The sequence below is a fragment of the Tistrella mobilis genome (genome assembly GCF_039634785.1).
In the GTDB taxonomy this organism is placed as follows: Bacteria; Pseudomonadota; Alphaproteobacteria; order Tistrellales; family Tistrellaceae; genus Tistrella; species Tistrella mobilis.
Genome location: NZ_JBBIAB010000011.1, coordinates 36644 through 51928 on the forward strand (window position 1 = coordinate 36644; position 15285 = coordinate 51928).

Annotated in this window: 15 protein-coding genes; 11 read left to right on the forward strand and 4 right to left on the reverse strand. The window is 71.6% G+C overall.

Annotated elements, in window-relative coordinates; translation table 11 throughout:
* The first annotated feature begins 504 nt into the window (after nt 1–504).
* The 7 genes from WI697_RS16580 (at nt 505) to WI697_RS16610 (ending at nt 7675) form a co-directional block, all read left to right on the forward strand.
* The gene (locus WI697_RS16580; protein WP_345959206.1) at nt 505–1683 is read left to right on the forward strand and encodes a sirohydrochlorin chelatase; all 1179 of its coding nucleotides are present in this window, start codon (nt 505–507) and stop codon (nt 1681–1683) included.
* Nucleotides 1680–2321: a precorrin-8X methylmutase gene (locus tag WI697_RS16585; protein WP_345959207.1), complete on the forward strand. Its 642-nt coding sequence runs from the start codon at nt 1680–1682 to the stop codon at nt 2319–2321. The genes WI697_RS16580 and WI697_RS16585 overlap by 4 nt, the downstream gene beginning before the upstream one ends.
* Entirely contained in the window at nt 2318–3556 is a 1239-nt protein-coding gene (gene cbiE / locus WI697_RS16590; RefSeq protein WP_345959208.1) for a precorrin-6y C5,15-methyltransferase (decarboxylating) subunit CbiE, read from the forward strand. The genes WI697_RS16585 and cbiE overlap by 4 nt, the downstream gene beginning before the upstream one ends.
* Complete coding sequence (gene cobI, locus WI697_RS16595; RefSeq protein WP_345959209.1) at nt 3553–4278, forward strand: precorrin-2 C(20)-methyltransferase; 726 nt, start codon at nt 3553–3555, stop codon at nt 4276–4278. Before cbiE ends, cobI begins: the two co-directional genes overlap by 4 nt.
* Complete coding sequence (gene cobJ / locus WI697_RS16600; RefSeq protein WP_345959210.1) at nt 4275–6161, forward strand: precorrin-3B C(17)-methyltransferase; 1887 nt, start codon at nt 4275–4277, stop codon at nt 6159–6161. Before cobI ends, cobJ begins: the two co-directional genes overlap by 4 nt.
* Complete coding sequence (gene cobM, locus WI697_RS16605; protein WP_062763556.1) at nt 6158–7003, forward strand: precorrin-4 C(11)-methyltransferase; 846 nt, start codon at nt 6158–6160, stop codon at nt 7001–7003. Before cobJ ends, cobM begins: the two co-directional genes overlap by 4 nt.
* Before the next feature lie 90 nt (nt 7004–7093).
* Nucleotides 7094–7675, forward strand: coding sequence for a HupE/UreJ family protein (locus WI697_RS16610; RefSeq protein WP_345959211.1), 582 nt, complete (start codon nt 7094–7096; stop codon nt 7673–7675).
* Here WI697_RS16610 and WI697_RS16615 read toward each other — a convergent pair.
* Both WI697_RS16615 and WI697_RS16620 read right to left on the reverse strand, forming a co-directional pair.
* A complete protein-coding gene (locus WI697_RS16615; protein ID WP_345959212.1) occupies nt 7662–8456 on the reverse strand; it encodes a cobalt-precorrin-6A reductase in 795 nt (264 codons plus the stop codon). The two genes, WI697_RS16610 and WI697_RS16615, sit on opposite strands and share 14 nt — an antisense overlap.
* 4 nt (nt 8457–8460) lie before the next feature.
* Nucleotides 8461–9642 carry a cobalt-precorrin-5B (C(1))-methyltransferase gene (locus tag WI697_RS16620; protein ID WP_345959213.1) on the reverse strand — a complete coding sequence of 394 codons (1182 nt, stop codon included), beginning with the start codon at nt 9640–9642 and terminating at the stop codon, nt 8461–8463.
* 122 nt (nt 9643–9764) lie between these two features.
* On the opposite strand from WI697_RS16620, the gene cobA reads away from it, so the two are divergent.
* The gene (gene cobA, locus WI697_RS16625) at nt 9765–10610 is read left to right on the forward strand and encodes a uroporphyrinogen-III C-methyltransferase (RefSeq protein WP_062763571.1); all 846 of its coding nucleotides are present in this window, start codon (nt 9765–9767) and stop codon (nt 10608–10610) included.
* Nucleotides 10607–11947: a cobyrinate a,c-diamide synthase gene (locus tag WI697_RS16630; RefSeq protein ID WP_345959214.1), complete on the forward strand. Its 1341-nt coding sequence runs from the start codon at nt 10607–10609 to the stop codon at nt 11945–11947. Before cobA ends, WI697_RS16630 begins: the two co-directional genes overlap by 4 nt.
* On the opposite strand, the gene rhtA is transcribed toward WI697_RS16630, so the two are convergent.
* Nucleotides 11929–12825 carry a threonine/homoserine exporter RhtA gene (rhtA, locus tag WI697_RS16635; protein WP_345959215.1) on the reverse strand — a complete coding sequence of 299 codons (897 nt, stop codon included), beginning with the start codon at nt 12823–12825 and terminating at the stop codon, nt 11929–11931. The two genes, WI697_RS16630 and rhtA, sit on opposite strands and share 19 nt — an antisense overlap.
* 113 nt (nt 12826–12938) lie before the next feature.
* On the opposite strand from rhtA, the gene WI697_RS16640 reads away from it, so the two are divergent.
* Together WI697_RS16640 and WI697_RS16645 are read left to right on the forward strand one after the other, a co-directional pair.
* Nucleotides 12939–13505 (forward strand): helix-turn-helix domain-containing protein, encoded by a 567-nt coding sequence (locus WI697_RS16640; RefSeq protein ID WP_345959216.1) that lies wholly within the window; start codon nt 12939–12941, stop codon nt 13503–13505.
* A 109-nt stretch (nt 13506–13614) separates the two neighbouring features.
* Nucleotides 13615–14781, forward strand: a complete 1167-nt coding sequence (locus WI697_RS16645; RefSeq protein WP_345959217.1) for a Fic family protein — start codon at nt 13615–13617, stop codon at nt 14779–14781.
* On the opposite strand, the gene WI697_RS16650 is transcribed toward WI697_RS16645, so the two are convergent.
* Complete coding sequence (locus WI697_RS16650) at nt 14782–15258, reverse strand: group III truncated hemoglobin (protein ID WP_345959218.1); 477 nt, start codon at nt 15256–15258, stop codon at nt 14782–14784.
* Nucleotides 15259–15285 lie beyond the last annotated feature (27 nt).

Sequence of the window (15285 nt, forward strand, 5' to 3'; positions counted from 1 at the left end):
TTTCAGCACTCGCCTTTCAGGCTCGTGCCCGCCCGGGCACCCTGTGCCCCGGTGTCGCAGGTGCGGGCGGTGCAACCTCAGGGTATCCGGCGCGGGCATCTGCAGCATGGTGGGGGACAGAGTTCGATGCCCCGGGATGCGTGACGGGACGAATTCTCCCCTGTTGATTGAAAATCGGCGAGGTGTTGCATCCTTCGCGCGGTTGACGCATGGTGGTTGCACAAGGCCGGCCCGATGCGGGACCGGCCACCACGCCCCGGGACGCCAGACGCGACGGGGCTTCGCGGGCGGAATGATCGCCGGCGGACGGGCGGATCCTGGATGGAAGCCCGCGTGGACGATCGCGATGGCATCGCCGCCTGCACCCCGCCGGCGGCGGCGGTTTTCTGCTGCCACGCGACGCCGACGCAGCGCGCTTCCTCTCGGTTTATATATTTATATATATGCCCCTCGTCCATCGGCCGCTTCCGCACCGACAGCAGTGTGACGGAGGGACGGAACGCGATGTTCGGGCTTGGAGCCGGTCAGGGGTTGATGATCTGCGGCCATGGCAGCCGCGATCAGGGGGCGGTCGACGAATTCGCCGAGCTGGCCATAGAGCTGCGCCGCCGCTTTGCCCCGGTGCCCGTCGAATACGGCTATCTGGAATTCGCCCGCCCGATCATCCGCGACGGCCTGGACCGGCTGCGGGCCCAGGGGGTGCGCGAGGTTCTGGCCGTGCCGGGCATGCTGTTCGCGGCCGGCCATGCCAAGAACGACATCCCGTCGGTGCTGAACACCTATCAGGAAAGCGTGCGCAGCGGCGGTGAGATGGCCGGCGGCCGGGCCGATCCCGGCTTCACCATCCGCTATGGCCGTGAACTGGGCATCGACCCGCGGATGCTGAAGGCGGCGGGAGAGCGGGTAGAGGCGGCCATCGCCCGTGCCGATGCCGCCCGCCCGGCCACCGACCCCATCCCGCGCCACGACACCCTGCTGGTGGTGGTGGGCCGCGGCGCATCCGACCCCGACGCCAATTCCAATGTCGCCAAGGTCGGCCGCATGCTGTGGGAAGGGCTGGGCCTCGGCTGGGCCGAGACGGCCTATTCGGGCGTCACCTTCCCGCTGACCGAACCGGCACTTCGCCACGCGGTGCGGCTGGGCTTCCGGCGGGTCGTGGTGTTCCCGTATTTCCTGTTCACCGGCATTCTGGTCAACCGGATCTACGACGCCGTCGACCGGGTGGCGGCCGATTTCCCCGAGATCGAATTCGTGAAGGCCCGCTATCTGCGCGACCACCCGCAGGTGGTGGAAACCATGATCGACCGGGTGCAGGAAATCCTGCAGGGCACCGGCAACATGAACTGCCAGATGTGCAAATACCGCGTTCAGGTGCTGGGCTTCGAGGCCGAGCGCGGCCTGCCGCAGGAAAGCCACCACCATCATGTGGAGGGCATCGGCACCGGTGCCGCGGGGCATGATCACGGGCATGACCATCATCACCATGATCACGCCCATGACCACGATCACCATCATGATCATGATCATCAGCACGGGCACGGCCACGACCATGGGCACCACCACCATGGGGCCGGCCATGATCACGGCCATCACCACCACCCCTATCCCCATGCCGACCATCCGCTTGGCCCATCCAGCCTGAACAGGGAAGCGTCCAGTCTGAAGAAGGCATCGGGTGGATGAGCGCCGCCTGGCTGCGTGTGCCCGACCAGATCTATGCCCGATCCTTCGCCATCATCCGGGCCGAGGCGGAGCTTGACCGGCTGCCGCCGGCCCTGGTGCCGCTGGCGCTCAGGGTCGTGCATGCCTGCGGCGTGGTCGAGGTCGCCGCAAATCTGGCCTGGCAGGGGGATCCGGCCGCGGCCGGCCGTGCCGCGCTGGCTGCGGGGCGGCCGGTGATCGCCGATTGCCGCATGGTCGCCTCGGGCATCATCCGCCGCCGGCTGCCGGCCGGCACCGACATTCTCTGCGGGCTGGACTGCGACGAGACCGCGGCGATCGCGGCGCGCGACGGCACCACCCGCTCGGCCGCGGCGCTCGACGCGCTGGGCGACCGGCTGGCCGGCGCCGTGGTCGCGATCGGCAACGCGCCCACGGCCCTGTTCCGCCTGCTGGAGATCATCGCCGCCGGCGGCCCGCGCCCGGCGGCGATCCTGGCCTTCCCGGTCGGCTTCGTGGGGGCCGCCGAAAGCAAGCAGGCGCTGGTCGAGGCCGGTTGCGGCGTGCCCTTCCTCACCCTGCCGGGGCGGATGGGCGGCAGTGCCATGGCCTCGGCCGCGGTCAACGCCCTCTGGGCCCCCAATGAGGAAGGGGCGGGATGATGGACGGCGCCACCCTGACCACCGCAACCGCCCCCTGGATCACCATCATCGGCATCGGCGAGGATGGCCTGGCCGGTCTCGGCACCGAGGCCCGGGCCGAGGTGGCTGCGGCGGAGCTGCTGATCGGCGGCGACCGCCATCTGGCGATGCTGCCTGCGGAAGACCGGCGCCCGCGCCTGGCCTGGCCCAGCCCGCTCAAGGATCTGCGGCCGGCGATCGCGGCCGCGCGCGGCCGCCGCCTGGTGGTGCTGGCCAGCGGCGACCCCTTCTGCTGGGGTGTCGGCACCACGCTTGCCCGCTGGTTCGGGGCCGATGCGCTGAACGTGCACCCGGCCCCCTCGGCCGCAAGCCTGGTCTGTGCCCGGCTGGGCTGGCCGCTGCCCGAGGTGCGGATCATCACCCTGCACGGCCGGCCGTTGGCGCTGCTCGACCGCCATCTTCAGCCCGGCGCGCGTCTCGTTATATATACCGACGACGGCGCGGCCCCGGCGGCGATCGCCGCCCGTCTGGCCGAACGCGGTTTCGGGGCCAGCCCGATGGTCGTGCTCGAATGCCTGGGCGGCCCGCGCGAAGCCCTGCGCCGCGGGACGGCCGGCGACTGGGATCCGCGCCCGGCGGCCGATCTGAACACGGTCGCGGTCGAACTGGTGGCGGCACCCGCGACCGATTGGCTGCCGACCCTCGCCGGGCTCGATGACGATGCCTTCGGTCATGACGGCCAGCTGACCAAGCGAGAGGTGCGGGCGATCACCCTGGCCCGGCTGATGCCGGCGCCGGGGGCGCTGCTCTGGGATCTGGGCGCCGGCAATGGTTCGGTCGCGATCGAATGGCTGCGGGCCGAGCCGACCGCCCGGGCAATCGGTATCGAACAGCGGCCCGACCGGCTGGATCGGGCGCGGGCCAATGCGCGCAGGCTGGGCGTGCCGGGGCTTAAGCTGATCGAGGGCCATCTGCCCGAGGCGCTGGCCGGGTTGCCGGTTCCGGATGCGATCTTCCTGGGCGGCGCCGTGGCGCAGGCGGGGCTGATCGACCATCTGGTCACTCTGCTGCCGCCGGGCGGCCGGCTGGTCGCCAATGCCGTGACCCTGTCGGGAGAGGCGGCGCTGATCGAGGCTCAGGCCCGCCATGGCGGCGATCTGACCCGCATCCAGATCGCCCGCGCCGAACCGGTCGGGCCGCATCTGGGCTGGCGGGCGGCGATGCCGGTCACCCAATGGGCCTGGCGGCGCGCATGAGCGGGGCAGGTTCGACGACCGGTCGGCTCATTGGTCTCGGCCTCGGGCCGGGCGATCCGGAGCTGATCACGCTGAAGGCCGCCCGGCTGCTCGGCAGCCTGGGGGTGATCGCCCATATTCGCGCGGCCGGCGCCGCCCGGGGGATGGCGCTCAGCATCGCGGGCGGGCTGATCGCGCCCGGGGCGGTGCTGGTCGAGATCGAGATGCCGATGCGCGACGACCGCAGCCCCGGGGCCGCCGCCTATGATGCCGGCGCCGCGGCCATCGCCGCCCATCTGGCGGAGGGTCGCGATGTCGGCCTCTTGTGCGAGGGCGACCCGCTCACCTTCGGCTCGTTCATGTATCTGGCCGCCCGCCTCCAGGGGCGCTTTCCGGTCGAGGTGGTGCCGGGCATCACCTCAATGGCCGGGGCGGCGGCGCGGATCGGCCTGCCGCTCGCCGCCCGCACCGACTGTCTGGCGATGATCCCGGCGACCCTGCCCGCGCCCGAGCTTGCGACGCGGATCGCCGCGGCCGACGGCATGGCCTTCCTCAAGGTCGGCCGGCATCTGCCCAAGCTGCGCCGGGTGCTGGAGGAGGCAGGCCTCCTGGCCCGGGCCTGGTATGTCGAGCGCGCCACCTGGCCGGGGGAGCGCATCCTGAAGCTTGCCGACCTCCCCGACGAGGCGGCGCCCTATTTCAGCCTGATCCTGGTTCACCGGCGCGGCGAGGCGACAGCATGACCGACATTCCTTCCACCGCCGCTCCGGCCGTTCTGATCCTGGGGCCGTCGGGGCTGCCGCTGGCCCGGCGGGTTCAGGCACTGCTGCCCGGCGCCGTGATCACCGGCCCCCATGCCCGGCTTGCGGCCGATGATCGCGCCCTGGTCCAGCCGCTCGACCCCGTGGCCGAGGGGCTGCGCGGCCTGTTCCTGGCCGGCCGGCCGATCCTGGGCATTGCCGCTGCCGGCGCGCTGATCCGCATGCTCGCCCCGGTCCTGGCCGACAAGACGGCCGAGCCGCCGGTGCTGGCACTCGCCGAGGACGGCAGCGCGGTCGTGCCGCTTCTGGGCGGCCATCACGGCGCCAATGATCTGGCCCGACAGCTGGCGACGGCGCTGGGGGCGGTGGCCGCCGTCACGACCGCGGGCGATCTGCGCTTCGGCGTCGCGCTCGACGACCCGCCGGTCGGCTGGCGGCTGGCGGCGGGGCTGGATCCGAAACCCGCCATGGCGGCGCTGGTCGCCGGGGCCTCGGTGCGGGTCGAGGAGGATCTTCCCGACTGGCTTGCCCCCCTGCCGCAGGCGGCAGACGGCAGCGTGCCGCTGGTGATCGATCACCGGCTTCGGGAGGTGCCGGCGGGCGGGCTGCTCTATCATCCGGCCCGCCTTGCCGTCGGCATCGGCTGCGAACGCGGTGCCGGGGCCGAGGAGATCGGCGGGCTGATCGACGAGACCCTGGCCGGTGCCGGTCTGGCGCCCGGGGCCGTGGCCCTGATCGCGACCATCGACATCAAGGCCGACGAGGCCGGGATCGCCGCCGCGGCCGCCGCGCGCGGCCTGCCGGTGCGGGTTTTCCCCGCCGCGCGGCTTGCCGAGGAAACCCCGCGGCTTGCAACGCCGTCCGATTATGTCAGGGCGACGGTGGGGGTGGCGGGCGTCGCCGAGGCGGCGGCCCTGGCGGCGGCGGGCCCCGCGGGGGAGCTGATCGTGGCCAAACGCAAATCGCCGCGCGCGACCTGTGCGGTGGCGCTCGCCCCGGCGCCGATCATGGCGGGCGGGGTCGGGCGCGCGCCGGGCATGCTCTATGTCGTCGGCATCGGCCCCGGCCGGCCCGACTGGCGCACCCCCGAGGTCGACCGCATGGTCGCAGAGGCGACCGACCTGGTCGGCTATGGCCTCTATCTGGACCTGCTGGGCCCGGCGGCGGCCGGCAAGCGCCGCCATGGCTATGAGCTGGGCGAAGAGGAACGCCGCGTCGCCGCGGCACTCGATCTGGCGGCGGAGGGGCGGAGCGTGGCGCTGGTCTGTTCGGGCGATGCCGGCATCTATGCCATGGCGGCGCTGGTCTACGAGCTGATCGAGCGCGGCGAGGATCTGGGCGAGCCCCGCCCCGGCTGGGCCCATGTGCCGGTGCAGGTCTCGCCGGGGATTTCGGCGCTGCAGGCCGCGGCGGCACGGGCGGGCGCGCCGCTCGGCCATGATTTCTGCACCATCTCGCTGTCCGATCTGATGACGCCGTTCACGGTGATCGAACGCCGGATCCGGGCCGCGGCCGCCGGTGATTTCGTGGTCGCCTTCTACAACCCGGTCTCGCGCCGCCGACGCCATCAGCTGGCCCGCGCCCGCGAGATCCTGATCGAGGCGCGCGGCGGCGCCACCCCGGTGATCCTGGCCCGCAATCTGGGCCGGCCCGACGAGACGGTGACCATCACCGATCTGGACGGGCTGGCGGTCGATGCGGTGGACATGCTGACCCTGGTGATGGTCGGCGCCCGGGGTAGCCGGCGGCTGGAACTGGGGCAGGGCAGCCGGGTCTACACCCCCCGCGGCTATGGCAGCCGCGGCGAAGACAGTTTTGCAGATGCCGGTTTCGGCCGGACCGGATCAGGGGAGGCCGTGGCATGACGGTTCATTTCATCGGTGCCGGCCCCGGTGCGGCCGATCTGATCACCATCCGCGGCCGCGACCTGATCGCCGCCGCTCCGGTCTGCCTCTATGCCGGCTCTCTGGTGCCGGCCGAGGTGGTGGCCTGGGCACCGCAGGGCGCCCGGGTGGTCGACACCGCCCCGCTCACCCTCGACGAGATCGTGGACGAGATGCGGGCGGCGCATGAACGGGGCGAGGATGTCGCCCGGGTCCATTCCGGTGATCCCTCGATCTATGGGGCGACGGCCGAGCAGATGCGCCGGCTGAAGGCGCTGGGCATCCCCTTCGACGTGACGCCGGGCGTGCCCGCCTTTGCCGGTGCCGCCGCGGCGCTGCAAAGCGAGCTGACCCTGCCCGGCATCTCGCAGACGGTGATCGTGACCCGCACCGGCCATGCCTCGTCGCCCATGCCCGAAGGCGAGACGCTGGAAGAGCTGGGCCGGTCGCGGGCGACGCTGGCCATCCACCTGTCGATCCGCTTCCTGCCCCAGATCCACCGGACTCTGGCGCCCCATTACGGCGACGACTGCCCGGTGGTGGTGGTCTATCGGGCGACCTGGCCCGACCAGATGATCATCCGCGGCACGCTGGCCGATATCGCCGCACGGGTGCGTGCGGCCAAGATCACCCGCACCGCGCTGATCCTGGTCGGCCGGGTCTTCGAGCCCGGCGACTTCGCCGACAGTGCGCTTTATGATCCGGGACATGCGCATGTGCTGCGGCCGGTCCGGGCCGCCCCGAAACGTCCCCGGGGCAGCCTGCCCGATCCCGTGGCCGGCGCTGCCCCCCGCGTCGGGGACGCCGATATCCTCTCCCGCTGAGTGTCTGTTTCCCACCGGCTCTGGCGCCCCCTCAGATCCCTTCCCGAACCCTGTCCGCACCGGACGTCCCGACGACGGAGACACGATCCCATGTTCCGACGCAGCCTGATCCTGCCGCTGACCGCCGCCGCCGCCCTGGTGGCCGGCCCGGCCTTTGCCCATACCGGCCACGAGGTTGCCGGTTTCATGAGCGGCTTCGCCCATCCGATCGGTGGTCTCGACCATGTTCTGGCCATGCTGGCGGTCGGCTTCTGGGCCGGGCAGACCGGTGGCCGCATGATCTGGGCGGCGCCGCTCGGCTTCATGGCGCTGATGATCGCCGGCGGCGCGCTCGGCATGGCCGGGATCGGCCTGCCGGGGGTGGAGCTGGGTATCGTCGCCTCGATCGTGGTCTTCGGCCTGATGATCGCCTTCGCCTTCCGCCCGAACCCGGTGGCGGCGGCCGCCATCGCCGGCGTCTTCGCCCTGTTCCACGGCCATGCCCATGGCACCGAGATGGCGGGCGACGGTTCGGCGGCGCTTTATGCGCTGGGCTTCCTGGCGGCGACCGGCCTGCTGCATCTGGCCGGCATCGGCATCGCCATGGGGCTGCAGAAGCTGCAGGTGGCCAGGGTCGAGCGTCTGATCGGCGCCGGCATCGCCGCCGCCGGTCTGGTGCTCATGGTCGGCTGACCGGGGGGAGCGCCTGGTCTTCCGCCACCGGCCGGGCCAGCCAGTCGACCACCTCGTCGACCCAGCTGGCCCAGAGGCCCGGCGGCGAGGGGGGACGGTCGATCATGAGCACGGCGATGTGGCATTCGCGCGCGACCTGGATCTTGGCCTCGGCACCGGTGCCGCCGGCATTCTTGGCGATCACCGCCGAGACCGCGTGTTCGGTGAAGAAGCCGCGTTCGGCGGCAAGGTCGAAGGGGCCGCGATCGCGGACCAGCGTGACGTCGACCCCGGGCGGCAGTACCGCCACCGGCTCGATCGTGCGGACCACGAAACTGTATTCAGGCCGCGCCGCCAGCAGGTTCAGACCGCGCCGGCCGGTGGCGACGAAGACCCGCCCGTCTTCGGGCGCCGCCGCGCGCGGCAGGGTCTCCAGCGCCTCGGCCAGATCCGCCACACCGTACCAGCGGTCGCCGATGCCGGCGGTCCAGGGCGGGCGGCGGAGCGTGATCCGCGGCACGCCTGCGCGCAGCGCCGCTTCGACCGCATTGGTCGAGATCGTCTCGGCGAAGGGATGGGTGGCATCGACCAGCCGGTCGAAGCCCTCTCCGGTCAGCAGCCGGGTCAGCCCGTCGATGCCGCCGAGCGGGCCTGAAACCAGCCGGCCGGCCGGGCGCCGCGGTGCATGGGTGGCGCCGGCGAGCGAGGTCCAGACCTCGTGGCCGGCGGCGGTGGCGGCCTCGGCCAGGGCGGCGGCTTCGGCCGTGCCGCCGAGGATCAGAAGCTTGAGCGGTTCGACCATCGGCTCAGATCCGGATCCCGGCAGTGGCGGCGACGGGCTTGCCCGCCCGGTCGGCGACCACCACGTCTATCGCCACGGCGGCGGGTGCGACCGCGGCGGCGAGCGTCGCGACTGCCGCCTCGGCCACCGGCCGCGCGATGTCGAGCCCGGCGGCACTGCAGAGGTCGAGCACCTGTTTGGCGGTGTTGGCGGCCGCAATCGCGGCGGTCAGCTCCGCCCCGGCGCCGATGCCGGCGGCAAGGCCCGCAAGACGGCCGAAATCCACCGTCGAGCGGCTGGAATGGAGGTCGAGCGCCCCCTGGGCCAGCTTGACCAGCTTGGCGAAGCCGCCGGCCACCACCAGGCGCGGGACCGGGTGGTGGCGCAGATATTTGGCGAGTGCGCCCGCGAAATCGCCCATGTCGATCAGGGCATGATCGGGCAGATCGGGCAACAGCCGGCGCAGCATGGCCTCCGAGGTCGATCCGGTGCAGCCGGCGACCATGTCGAGGCCGGCGGCGCGGGCGACATCGACGCCGCGATGGATCGAATGGATCCAGGCGGCACAGGAATAGGGCACCACCACGCCGGTGGTGCCCAGGATCGAGATCCCGCCCAGGATGCCCAGGCGCGGGTTCCAGGTCCGCTCGGCAAGGGCCGCGCCGCCCGGCACCGAGATGGTGACGACGACATCGCCCGGATGGTCGAGCAGGGATGCGAGTTCGGCCACGGTCTCGGTCATCATCCGCCGCGGCACCGGGTTGATCGCCGGTTCCCCGGGCGGGATCGGCAGGCCGGGCCGCGTGACGGTGCCGACGCCGGCGCCGGCGCGGAAGGTGACACCCGTTCCCCGGGGGCCCGGGTGCAGCGTCGCCAGGATCAGCGCGCCATGGGTGACGTCGGGGTCGTCGCCGGCATCCTTGACGATGCCGGCGGTCATGGCGCCGTCGGGCTCCACCCGGCGCTCGGCGACATCGAAAACCGGGCGTTGCCCCGTGCGGAGGGTGGCCCTGGGCAGGGTGATCTCCACCCGCTCGGGGAAGCGGCCGGTGGCAAGCGCGGTGAAGGCGGCGGCGGTGGCCGCGGTGGCGCAGGCACCGGTGGTCCAGCCCGAGCGGAGCCGAGGCGCAGCCGGCCCGCCCCCAGGCTTGCGGCCGGAGGTCTGATTGCCGGGCAGGGTTTCCGGTATGGCGCGGGTCGTGGTCATGGCGCGACGATATCATCAAGCGGCGGAAGGGTCATGGGCCCGGCCGTGACAAACGGAGGAACGGCGCGATGAGCGAGGCAGAGGGCAAGGAGATGCCGGGGGCGACCCCGGGTGGTGCCGGCATGGTGCTGCCCGGCCTGCTGGGCCTGCCTGCCTTCGCGCCCGGCCAGGTCTGGCTGGTGGGGGCGGGGCCGGGCGATCCGGCGCTGCTGACGCTGGGGGCGGCCCATGCCATCGCCTCGGCCGATGTCATCGTCTACGACGCCCTGGTGGATGAGCGGATCCTGGCCCTGGCCGGGCCCCATGTGCGGCTTGAATATGCCGGCAAGCGCGGCGGCCGCCCCTCGCCCAAACAGGCCGACATCACGCTCAGGATCATCGCGCTTGCGCGTGAGGGGCTGCGGGTGCTCAGGCTGAAGGGCGGCGACCCCTTCGTCTTCGGCCGCGGCGGCGAGGAAGGGCTGGCGCTGGTCGAGGCCGGCATTCCCTTCCGGGTGATCCCGGGCGTCACCGCCGGGATCGGCGGCTCGGCCTATGCCGGCATTCCGGTCACTCATCGCGACACCAATCATGTGGTCAGCTTCATCACCGGCCACGACACCACCGGCGGTGTTACCGGCAGCATCGACTGGGCGGCGCTGGCCAGGGGCTCGCCGGTGATCGTGCTCTATATGGGGCTCAAGCATCTGGGCGAGATCTCCAGCCGGCTGATCGCCGGCGGCCGCGACGCAGAAGAGCCGGTGGCGGTGATCAGCCGGGCCACCACCCCGCATCAGCGGGTGCTGGAAACCACGCTCGCCCGCGCCCATGACGATGTGGTGGCGGCCGGGCTTGAAGCGCCGTCGATCGTGGTGATGGGGCCGGTGGTCCGGCTGCGCGCCGCGCTCGACTGGATGGGGGTGCTGGACGGCAGCCGCACGCCCAAGGCCGACCCGCTCGGCACCCGCGGACACAAGGCCGCCTCGTGACCCCGCCGCCGGCGCTGATCCTGACGGCCCCCGCCTCTTCGGGCGGCAAAACCACCATGACGCTGGGCCTGCTTCGCGCCTTCCGGCGCCGTGGCCTCGACCCCGTTGCGGCCAAGATCGGGCCCGATTATATCGACCCGGCCTTTCACGAGGTCGCCGCGGGCCGGCCGTCGGTCAATCTCGACGGCTGGGCGATGGCGCCCGGGCGGCTGGCCCGCCTGATCGAGATGCAGGCGCCTGCCGGGCTGCTCGCCATCGAAGGGGTCATGGGGCTGTTCGACGGCGCGCCGGCACCCGGGGCCAGTGGCGACGGGTCGGCGGCGGCGCTGGCGCGCATGTTCAGCCTGCCGGTTCTGCTGGTGGTCGATGCCGGGGCCCAGGCGCGATCGGCGGCGGCGCTGATCCACGGTTTCCGCAGCTTCGATCCGGCGGTTCAGGTGGCGGCGGTGATCTTCAACCGGGTCGGCGGCCCCGGCCATCGGCGCGTGCTGGCGGCGGCTGCCGCCGAGGCGGGGGTGCCGGCGCTGGGCTTCGTGCCCCGCCGGGCCGATATCGCCCTGCCGTCGCGCCATCTGGGGCTGGTGCAGGCCTGCGAGACCACGGATCTGGAGGCGCTGCTCGACCGGCTGGCCGATCTGGTGGCGGCCCATGTCGATCTGGATGCCGTGGCCGCGCTGGCCCGGCCGCCGGTTTTCGGGGCCCGGCTGGTGGCGGCGGAACCCGGGCCGGCGGTGCCGCCGCCGGGCGGCCGTATCGCCCTTGCCCGCGACGATGCCTTTGCCTTCATCTATCCGCATCTGCTGGCGGACTGGCACGCGGCCGGGGCCGAGGTGCTGCCCTTCTCGCCGCTGGCGGGCCAGGCACCGGACCCGTCGGCCGATGCCGTCTGGCTGCCCGGCGGCTATCCTGAGCTGCATGCCGGCCGGCTTGCGACCGATCGCGCCTGGGTGCGCGGGCTGGTCGCGGCCCGCGACCGGGGTGCGGTGATCTTCGGCGAATGCGGCGGCTATATGGCGCTGGGCCAGGGGCTGACCGATGCCGATGGCCGCGACTGGCCGATGGCCGGGCTGCTGGGGCTTTCCACCAGCTTTGCCGCGCGGCGGCTGCATCTCGGCTATCGCCTGGGCCGGATGGTCGCGGGGCCGCTGGAGGGCAGGCTCTGGCGCGGCCATGAATTCCACTATGCCACCATCACCGCCGAGCGGGGCGATCCGCTCTGGTCGTCGGTGGAGGATGCGACCGGGGCCGCGGTCGAAGGGGCGCAGGGCTTGCGCGCCGGACGGGTCGCCGGTTCGTTCCTGCACCTGATCGCGGCCGGTCAGTCGGTTGCCGGCTGAACCGGGGCAGGGGCGGGGGCGGCCTCGCGCCTGGCGGTCAGCGTGGTGCCGGCCGAGGCCGAAATGATCGCGCCGATCGCCAGCCATTGCAGGCCCGACAGCTGCTCGCCCATGAAGACCAGGCCCGACAGCGCGGCCATGGCCGGCTCGACGCTCATCAGAATGCCGAAGGTGCGGGTCGGCAGGCGGGTCAGCGCCATCATTTCCAGCGAATAGGGCAGGGCGGTCGACAGCACCGCCACCACCAGCGCCACCGGCAGGACCGCGGGGTCGATGAGGCCGGTGCCGGCATGCAGAATGCCGAAGGGCATCACCAGCGCCGCCGCGATCAGCGCGCCATAGGCCGAGGTCTGCATGCCGTGGGTGGCGCCCGCCTTCTGGCCGAACAGAATATAGAGCGCCCAGCAGACGCCGGCCCCCAGCGCATAGCCGGCCCCCAGCGGATCGACGCCGTTTTCGAGCCCGCCCACCGGCAGGAGCAGCAGCAGCCCCGCCACCGCCAGCGCCACCCAGACGAAATCCATCGGCCGGCGGGCACCGACCAGCGCCACGACCAGCGGGCCGGTGAATTCCAGCGCCACCGCCACGCCCAGCGGCACGGTGCGTAGCGCCATATAGAAGGAGAGGTTCATACCCCCCAGCGCCAGGCCGTAGATCGCGACGGATTTGAGCGCCGAGGTGGTGAAGCGCACCCGCCAGGGCCGGAACACCGCCATCAGCAGCATCGCGGCGAAGACCAGCCTGAGCGTCACCGCCCCTTGAGCCCCGATCGCGGGGAACAGCGTCTTGGCGAGCGAGGCGCCGCTCTGGATGGACGCGATCGCGATCAGCAGCAGCCCGACGGGCAGCAGGATCGACCCCTGATGACGGGAGGACATGGTCGGCAGGCTTTCGGGCGGGGACGGGGGAGGGGGCAGATGCGGCGGAGGGGCTTCCGAGGAACGGAGCATGGTGTAGTATACTGCTCAGAGCGGAGGATATGGGCAATATAATGCACAGTCAAGACGGGGACCGTCCGCCGATCCTGGAACATGTCGCGGGCAATCTGCGCCGGCTGCGCCAGGAGGCGGGGTTGAGCCAGGAAGCGCTGGCCGTGCGCGCCGGGGTCAGCCGGCGGATGCTGGTGAACATCGAACGCGGCGACGCGAATGTCAGCCTCGCCACCCTCGACCGGCTGGCGGCGGCGCTGGCCGTGCTGTTCGTCGACCTGGTCCGCAGCCCCGACCCGGCGGCGGATCGCGGCCGCATCGCCGCCCTCGCCTGGGCCGGTGCAGCACCCGAAAGCCGCGGCACGCTGCTGACCGGCGTGGCGGCAGCCCAGGCGGCCGAACTCTGGCTCTGGTCGCTCGGCCCCGGCGACCGCTATGCCTCGGGCCCCGACCCCACCGGCTGGCAGGATATGGTCTATGTGCTGGAAGGCCGCCTGACCGTGGAGGTCGACGGCACCACCCGCCTCGTCGAGGCCGGCGATTTCCACGCCTTCCCCACCGACCGCCCCTTCGCCTATGTCAACCAGGGCCCGGACCTGCTGCGCTTTCTGCGCAACGTCGTCTATTGAGCCGGCCCCGCCGGCCGAGGGGCTGGCCCCACGCTTATTTAAGGCGTTTAATCAGCCGGCGGGCTTATTAAAGAAAATCGCGAAAATTTAAATAAGAGGTCTGGCGGGCATGGTGGTCGATCCGAGGCGCCTGGGAGAGCGGGTTCCGATCGTCGTGATGAACGAGCGGGTGTCGGCGTTTATCCCGCCGGCCCTGCCGCCGGTTCCAGCCGTCGATCCGGTTCCCTTCATGGCCCTGCTCGGCCGGGCGGATCGGGCGCTTGGGCGCCTGGACGGCATCGTGTCGATGCTGCCCCGGCGGGAACTCTTTCTCTACCTCTATGTCCGCAAGGAAGCGCTGCTGTCTTCGCAGATCGAGGGCACCCAATCCACGCTGACCGACCTGCTCCGCTTTGAAGCCGCAGCAGAAGCGGGCATGCCGATCGATGACGTGCGAGAGGTTTCCAACTACGTCGACGCGCTCATCTATGGCGTGGAGCGCCTGCGGGATCTGCCGCTCTCGCTCAGGCTGGTGCGCGAACTGCATGCCCGCCTGCTCAGAAGCGGCCGGGGCGAGGCTGCGGCGCCCGGTGAATTCCGGCGGACGCAGAACCAGATCGGCGGACTGCGACCGTCGGATGCCATGTTCGTGCCGCCGCCCGTCGACAGGATGCATGCCTGTCTGGATGCGCTGGAGCGCTTCATTCACGCCGACGACAACCTGCCGCCGCTCATCCGCGCCGCCATGCTTCATGTGCAGTTCGAGACGATCCATCCCTTCCTGGACGGCAATGGCCGCGTCGGGCGTCTGCTGGTCATCCTGTATCTGCTGCAGGCCGAAGTCCTTGCCCAGCCGCTGCTCTATCTGAGCCTGTATCTCAAGACCCATCGACGGGCCTATTACGACCATCTCCAGGCTGTGCGGGAAGCCGGCGACTGGGAAGGCTGGATCGCCTTCTTTCTCGAAGGCGTCGCGCAGACCGCAGAACAGGCCTATGGCGCTGCCCAGCGGATTCTCGACCTGCACCGGAACGATCGCGATCGGGTGATGTCCGGGCTGTCGAACCCGAATTCGGCGCTGAGGGTTCTGGAGGTTCTGCGACAGACGCCGTTCGTGACGGCAGCCGGCCTGGCGGCGACGACGGGGCTGTCCGCTCCCACCGTAAACGCGGCTCTTGGCCAGCTCGAGACACTTGGAATCGTGCGCGAAGTGACCGGGCGCAAGCGTGGGCGGGTGTTCGCCTATGATGCCCTCATGACGATCCTGTCTGAAGGCACCGAACCTCTGCCCCGATGATCAGCGGCTGCCGGTTATCGCCGGCAGCCGCTCGCCCCGGCGGAGCATGCGGCCGCGGCCGGCGGCGATGCCGAGTTCCAGGCTGGCGGCGACCCGTTCGGCCTTGTCGATCAGCAGGGCGGCACCCGCGGGGGTGCAGAGTTCGGTGGCGGTCTCGCGGAAGAGGTTGAGCCAGCGGTCGAAATCGGCGCCCGAGACCGGCAGCGGCAGATGGGCCTGCATCGGCCGGCCGTGATAATCGCCGGTCATCAGGGCGAGGGACGCCCAGAAGCGCTTCATCTTCGCCAGATGCGGCCCCCAATCCGCATCCGACAGCCGGGCGGCGAAGAGCGGCGCCAGCACCGGATCGGCCCGCACCCGGTCGTAGAAGCGGTCGACCACCAGACCGATCATCGTGTCGTCAAGACCGGTTGCCGCCATCACCTCGCGGGTCAGCGCCTCGCGGCGGGCGGGCCCGCCTTCGGGATGTGCGGTCATCTCTGCCTCCATAGATGCATTTTCAGG

Excerpts from the sequence above, each read along its gene's own strand:
- WI697_RS16640 (WP_345959216.1), top strand. The coding sequence starts at position 12,939 with ATGCACAGTCAAGACGGGGACCGTCCGCCGATCCTGGAACATGTCGCG.
- cobJ (WP_345959210.1), top strand. The coding sequence starts at position 4,275 with ATGACCGACATTCCTTCCACCGCCGCTCCGGCCGTTCTGATCCTGGGG.
- WI697_RS16580 (WP_345959206.1), top strand. The coding sequence starts at position 505 with ATGTTCGGGCTTGGAGCCGGTCAGGGGTTGATGATCTGCGGCCATGGC.
- WI697_RS16610 (WP_345959211.1), top strand. The coding sequence starts at position 7,094 with ATGTTCCGACGCAGCCTGATCCTGCCGCTGACCGCCGCCGCCGCCCTG.
- WI697_RS16620 (WP_345959213.1), bottom strand. The coding sequence starts at position 9,642 with ATGACCACGACCCGCGCCATACCGGAAACCCTGCCCGGCAATCAGACC.
- WI697_RS16645 (WP_345959217.1), top strand. The coding sequence starts at position 13,615 with ATGGTGGTCGATCCGAGGCGCCTGGGAGAGCGGGTTCCGATCGTCGTG.
- WI697_RS16585 (WP_345959207.1), top strand. The coding sequence starts at position 1,680 with ATGAGCGCCGCCTGGCTGCGTGTGCCCGACCAGATCTATGCCCGATCC.
- cobM (WP_062763556.1), top strand. The coding sequence starts at position 6,158 with ATGACGGTTCATTTCATCGGTGCCGGCCCCGGTGCGGCCGATCTGATC.
- WI697_RS16650 (WP_345959218.1), bottom strand. The coding sequence starts at position 15,258 with ATGACCGCACATCCCGAAGGCGGGCCCGCCCGCCGCGAGGCGCTGACC.
- cobI (WP_345959209.1), top strand. The coding sequence starts at position 3,553 with ATGAGCGGGGCAGGTTCGACGACCGGTCGGCTCATTGGTCTCGGCCTC.
- cbiE (WP_345959208.1), top strand. The coding sequence starts at position 2,318 with ATGATGGACGGCGCCACCCTGACCACCGCAACCGCCCCCTGGATCACC.
- rhtA (WP_345959215.1), bottom strand. The coding sequence starts at position 12,825 with ATGTCCTCCCGTCATCAGGGGTCGATCCTGCTGCCCGTCGGGCTGCTG.
- cobA (WP_062763571.1), top strand. The coding sequence starts at position 9,765 with ATGGTGCTGCCCGGCCTGCTGGGCCTGCCTGCCTTCGCGCCCGGCCAG.
- WI697_RS16615 (WP_345959212.1), bottom strand. The coding sequence starts at position 8,456 with ATGGTCGAACCGCTCAAGCTTCTGATCCTCGGCGGCACGGCCGAAGCC.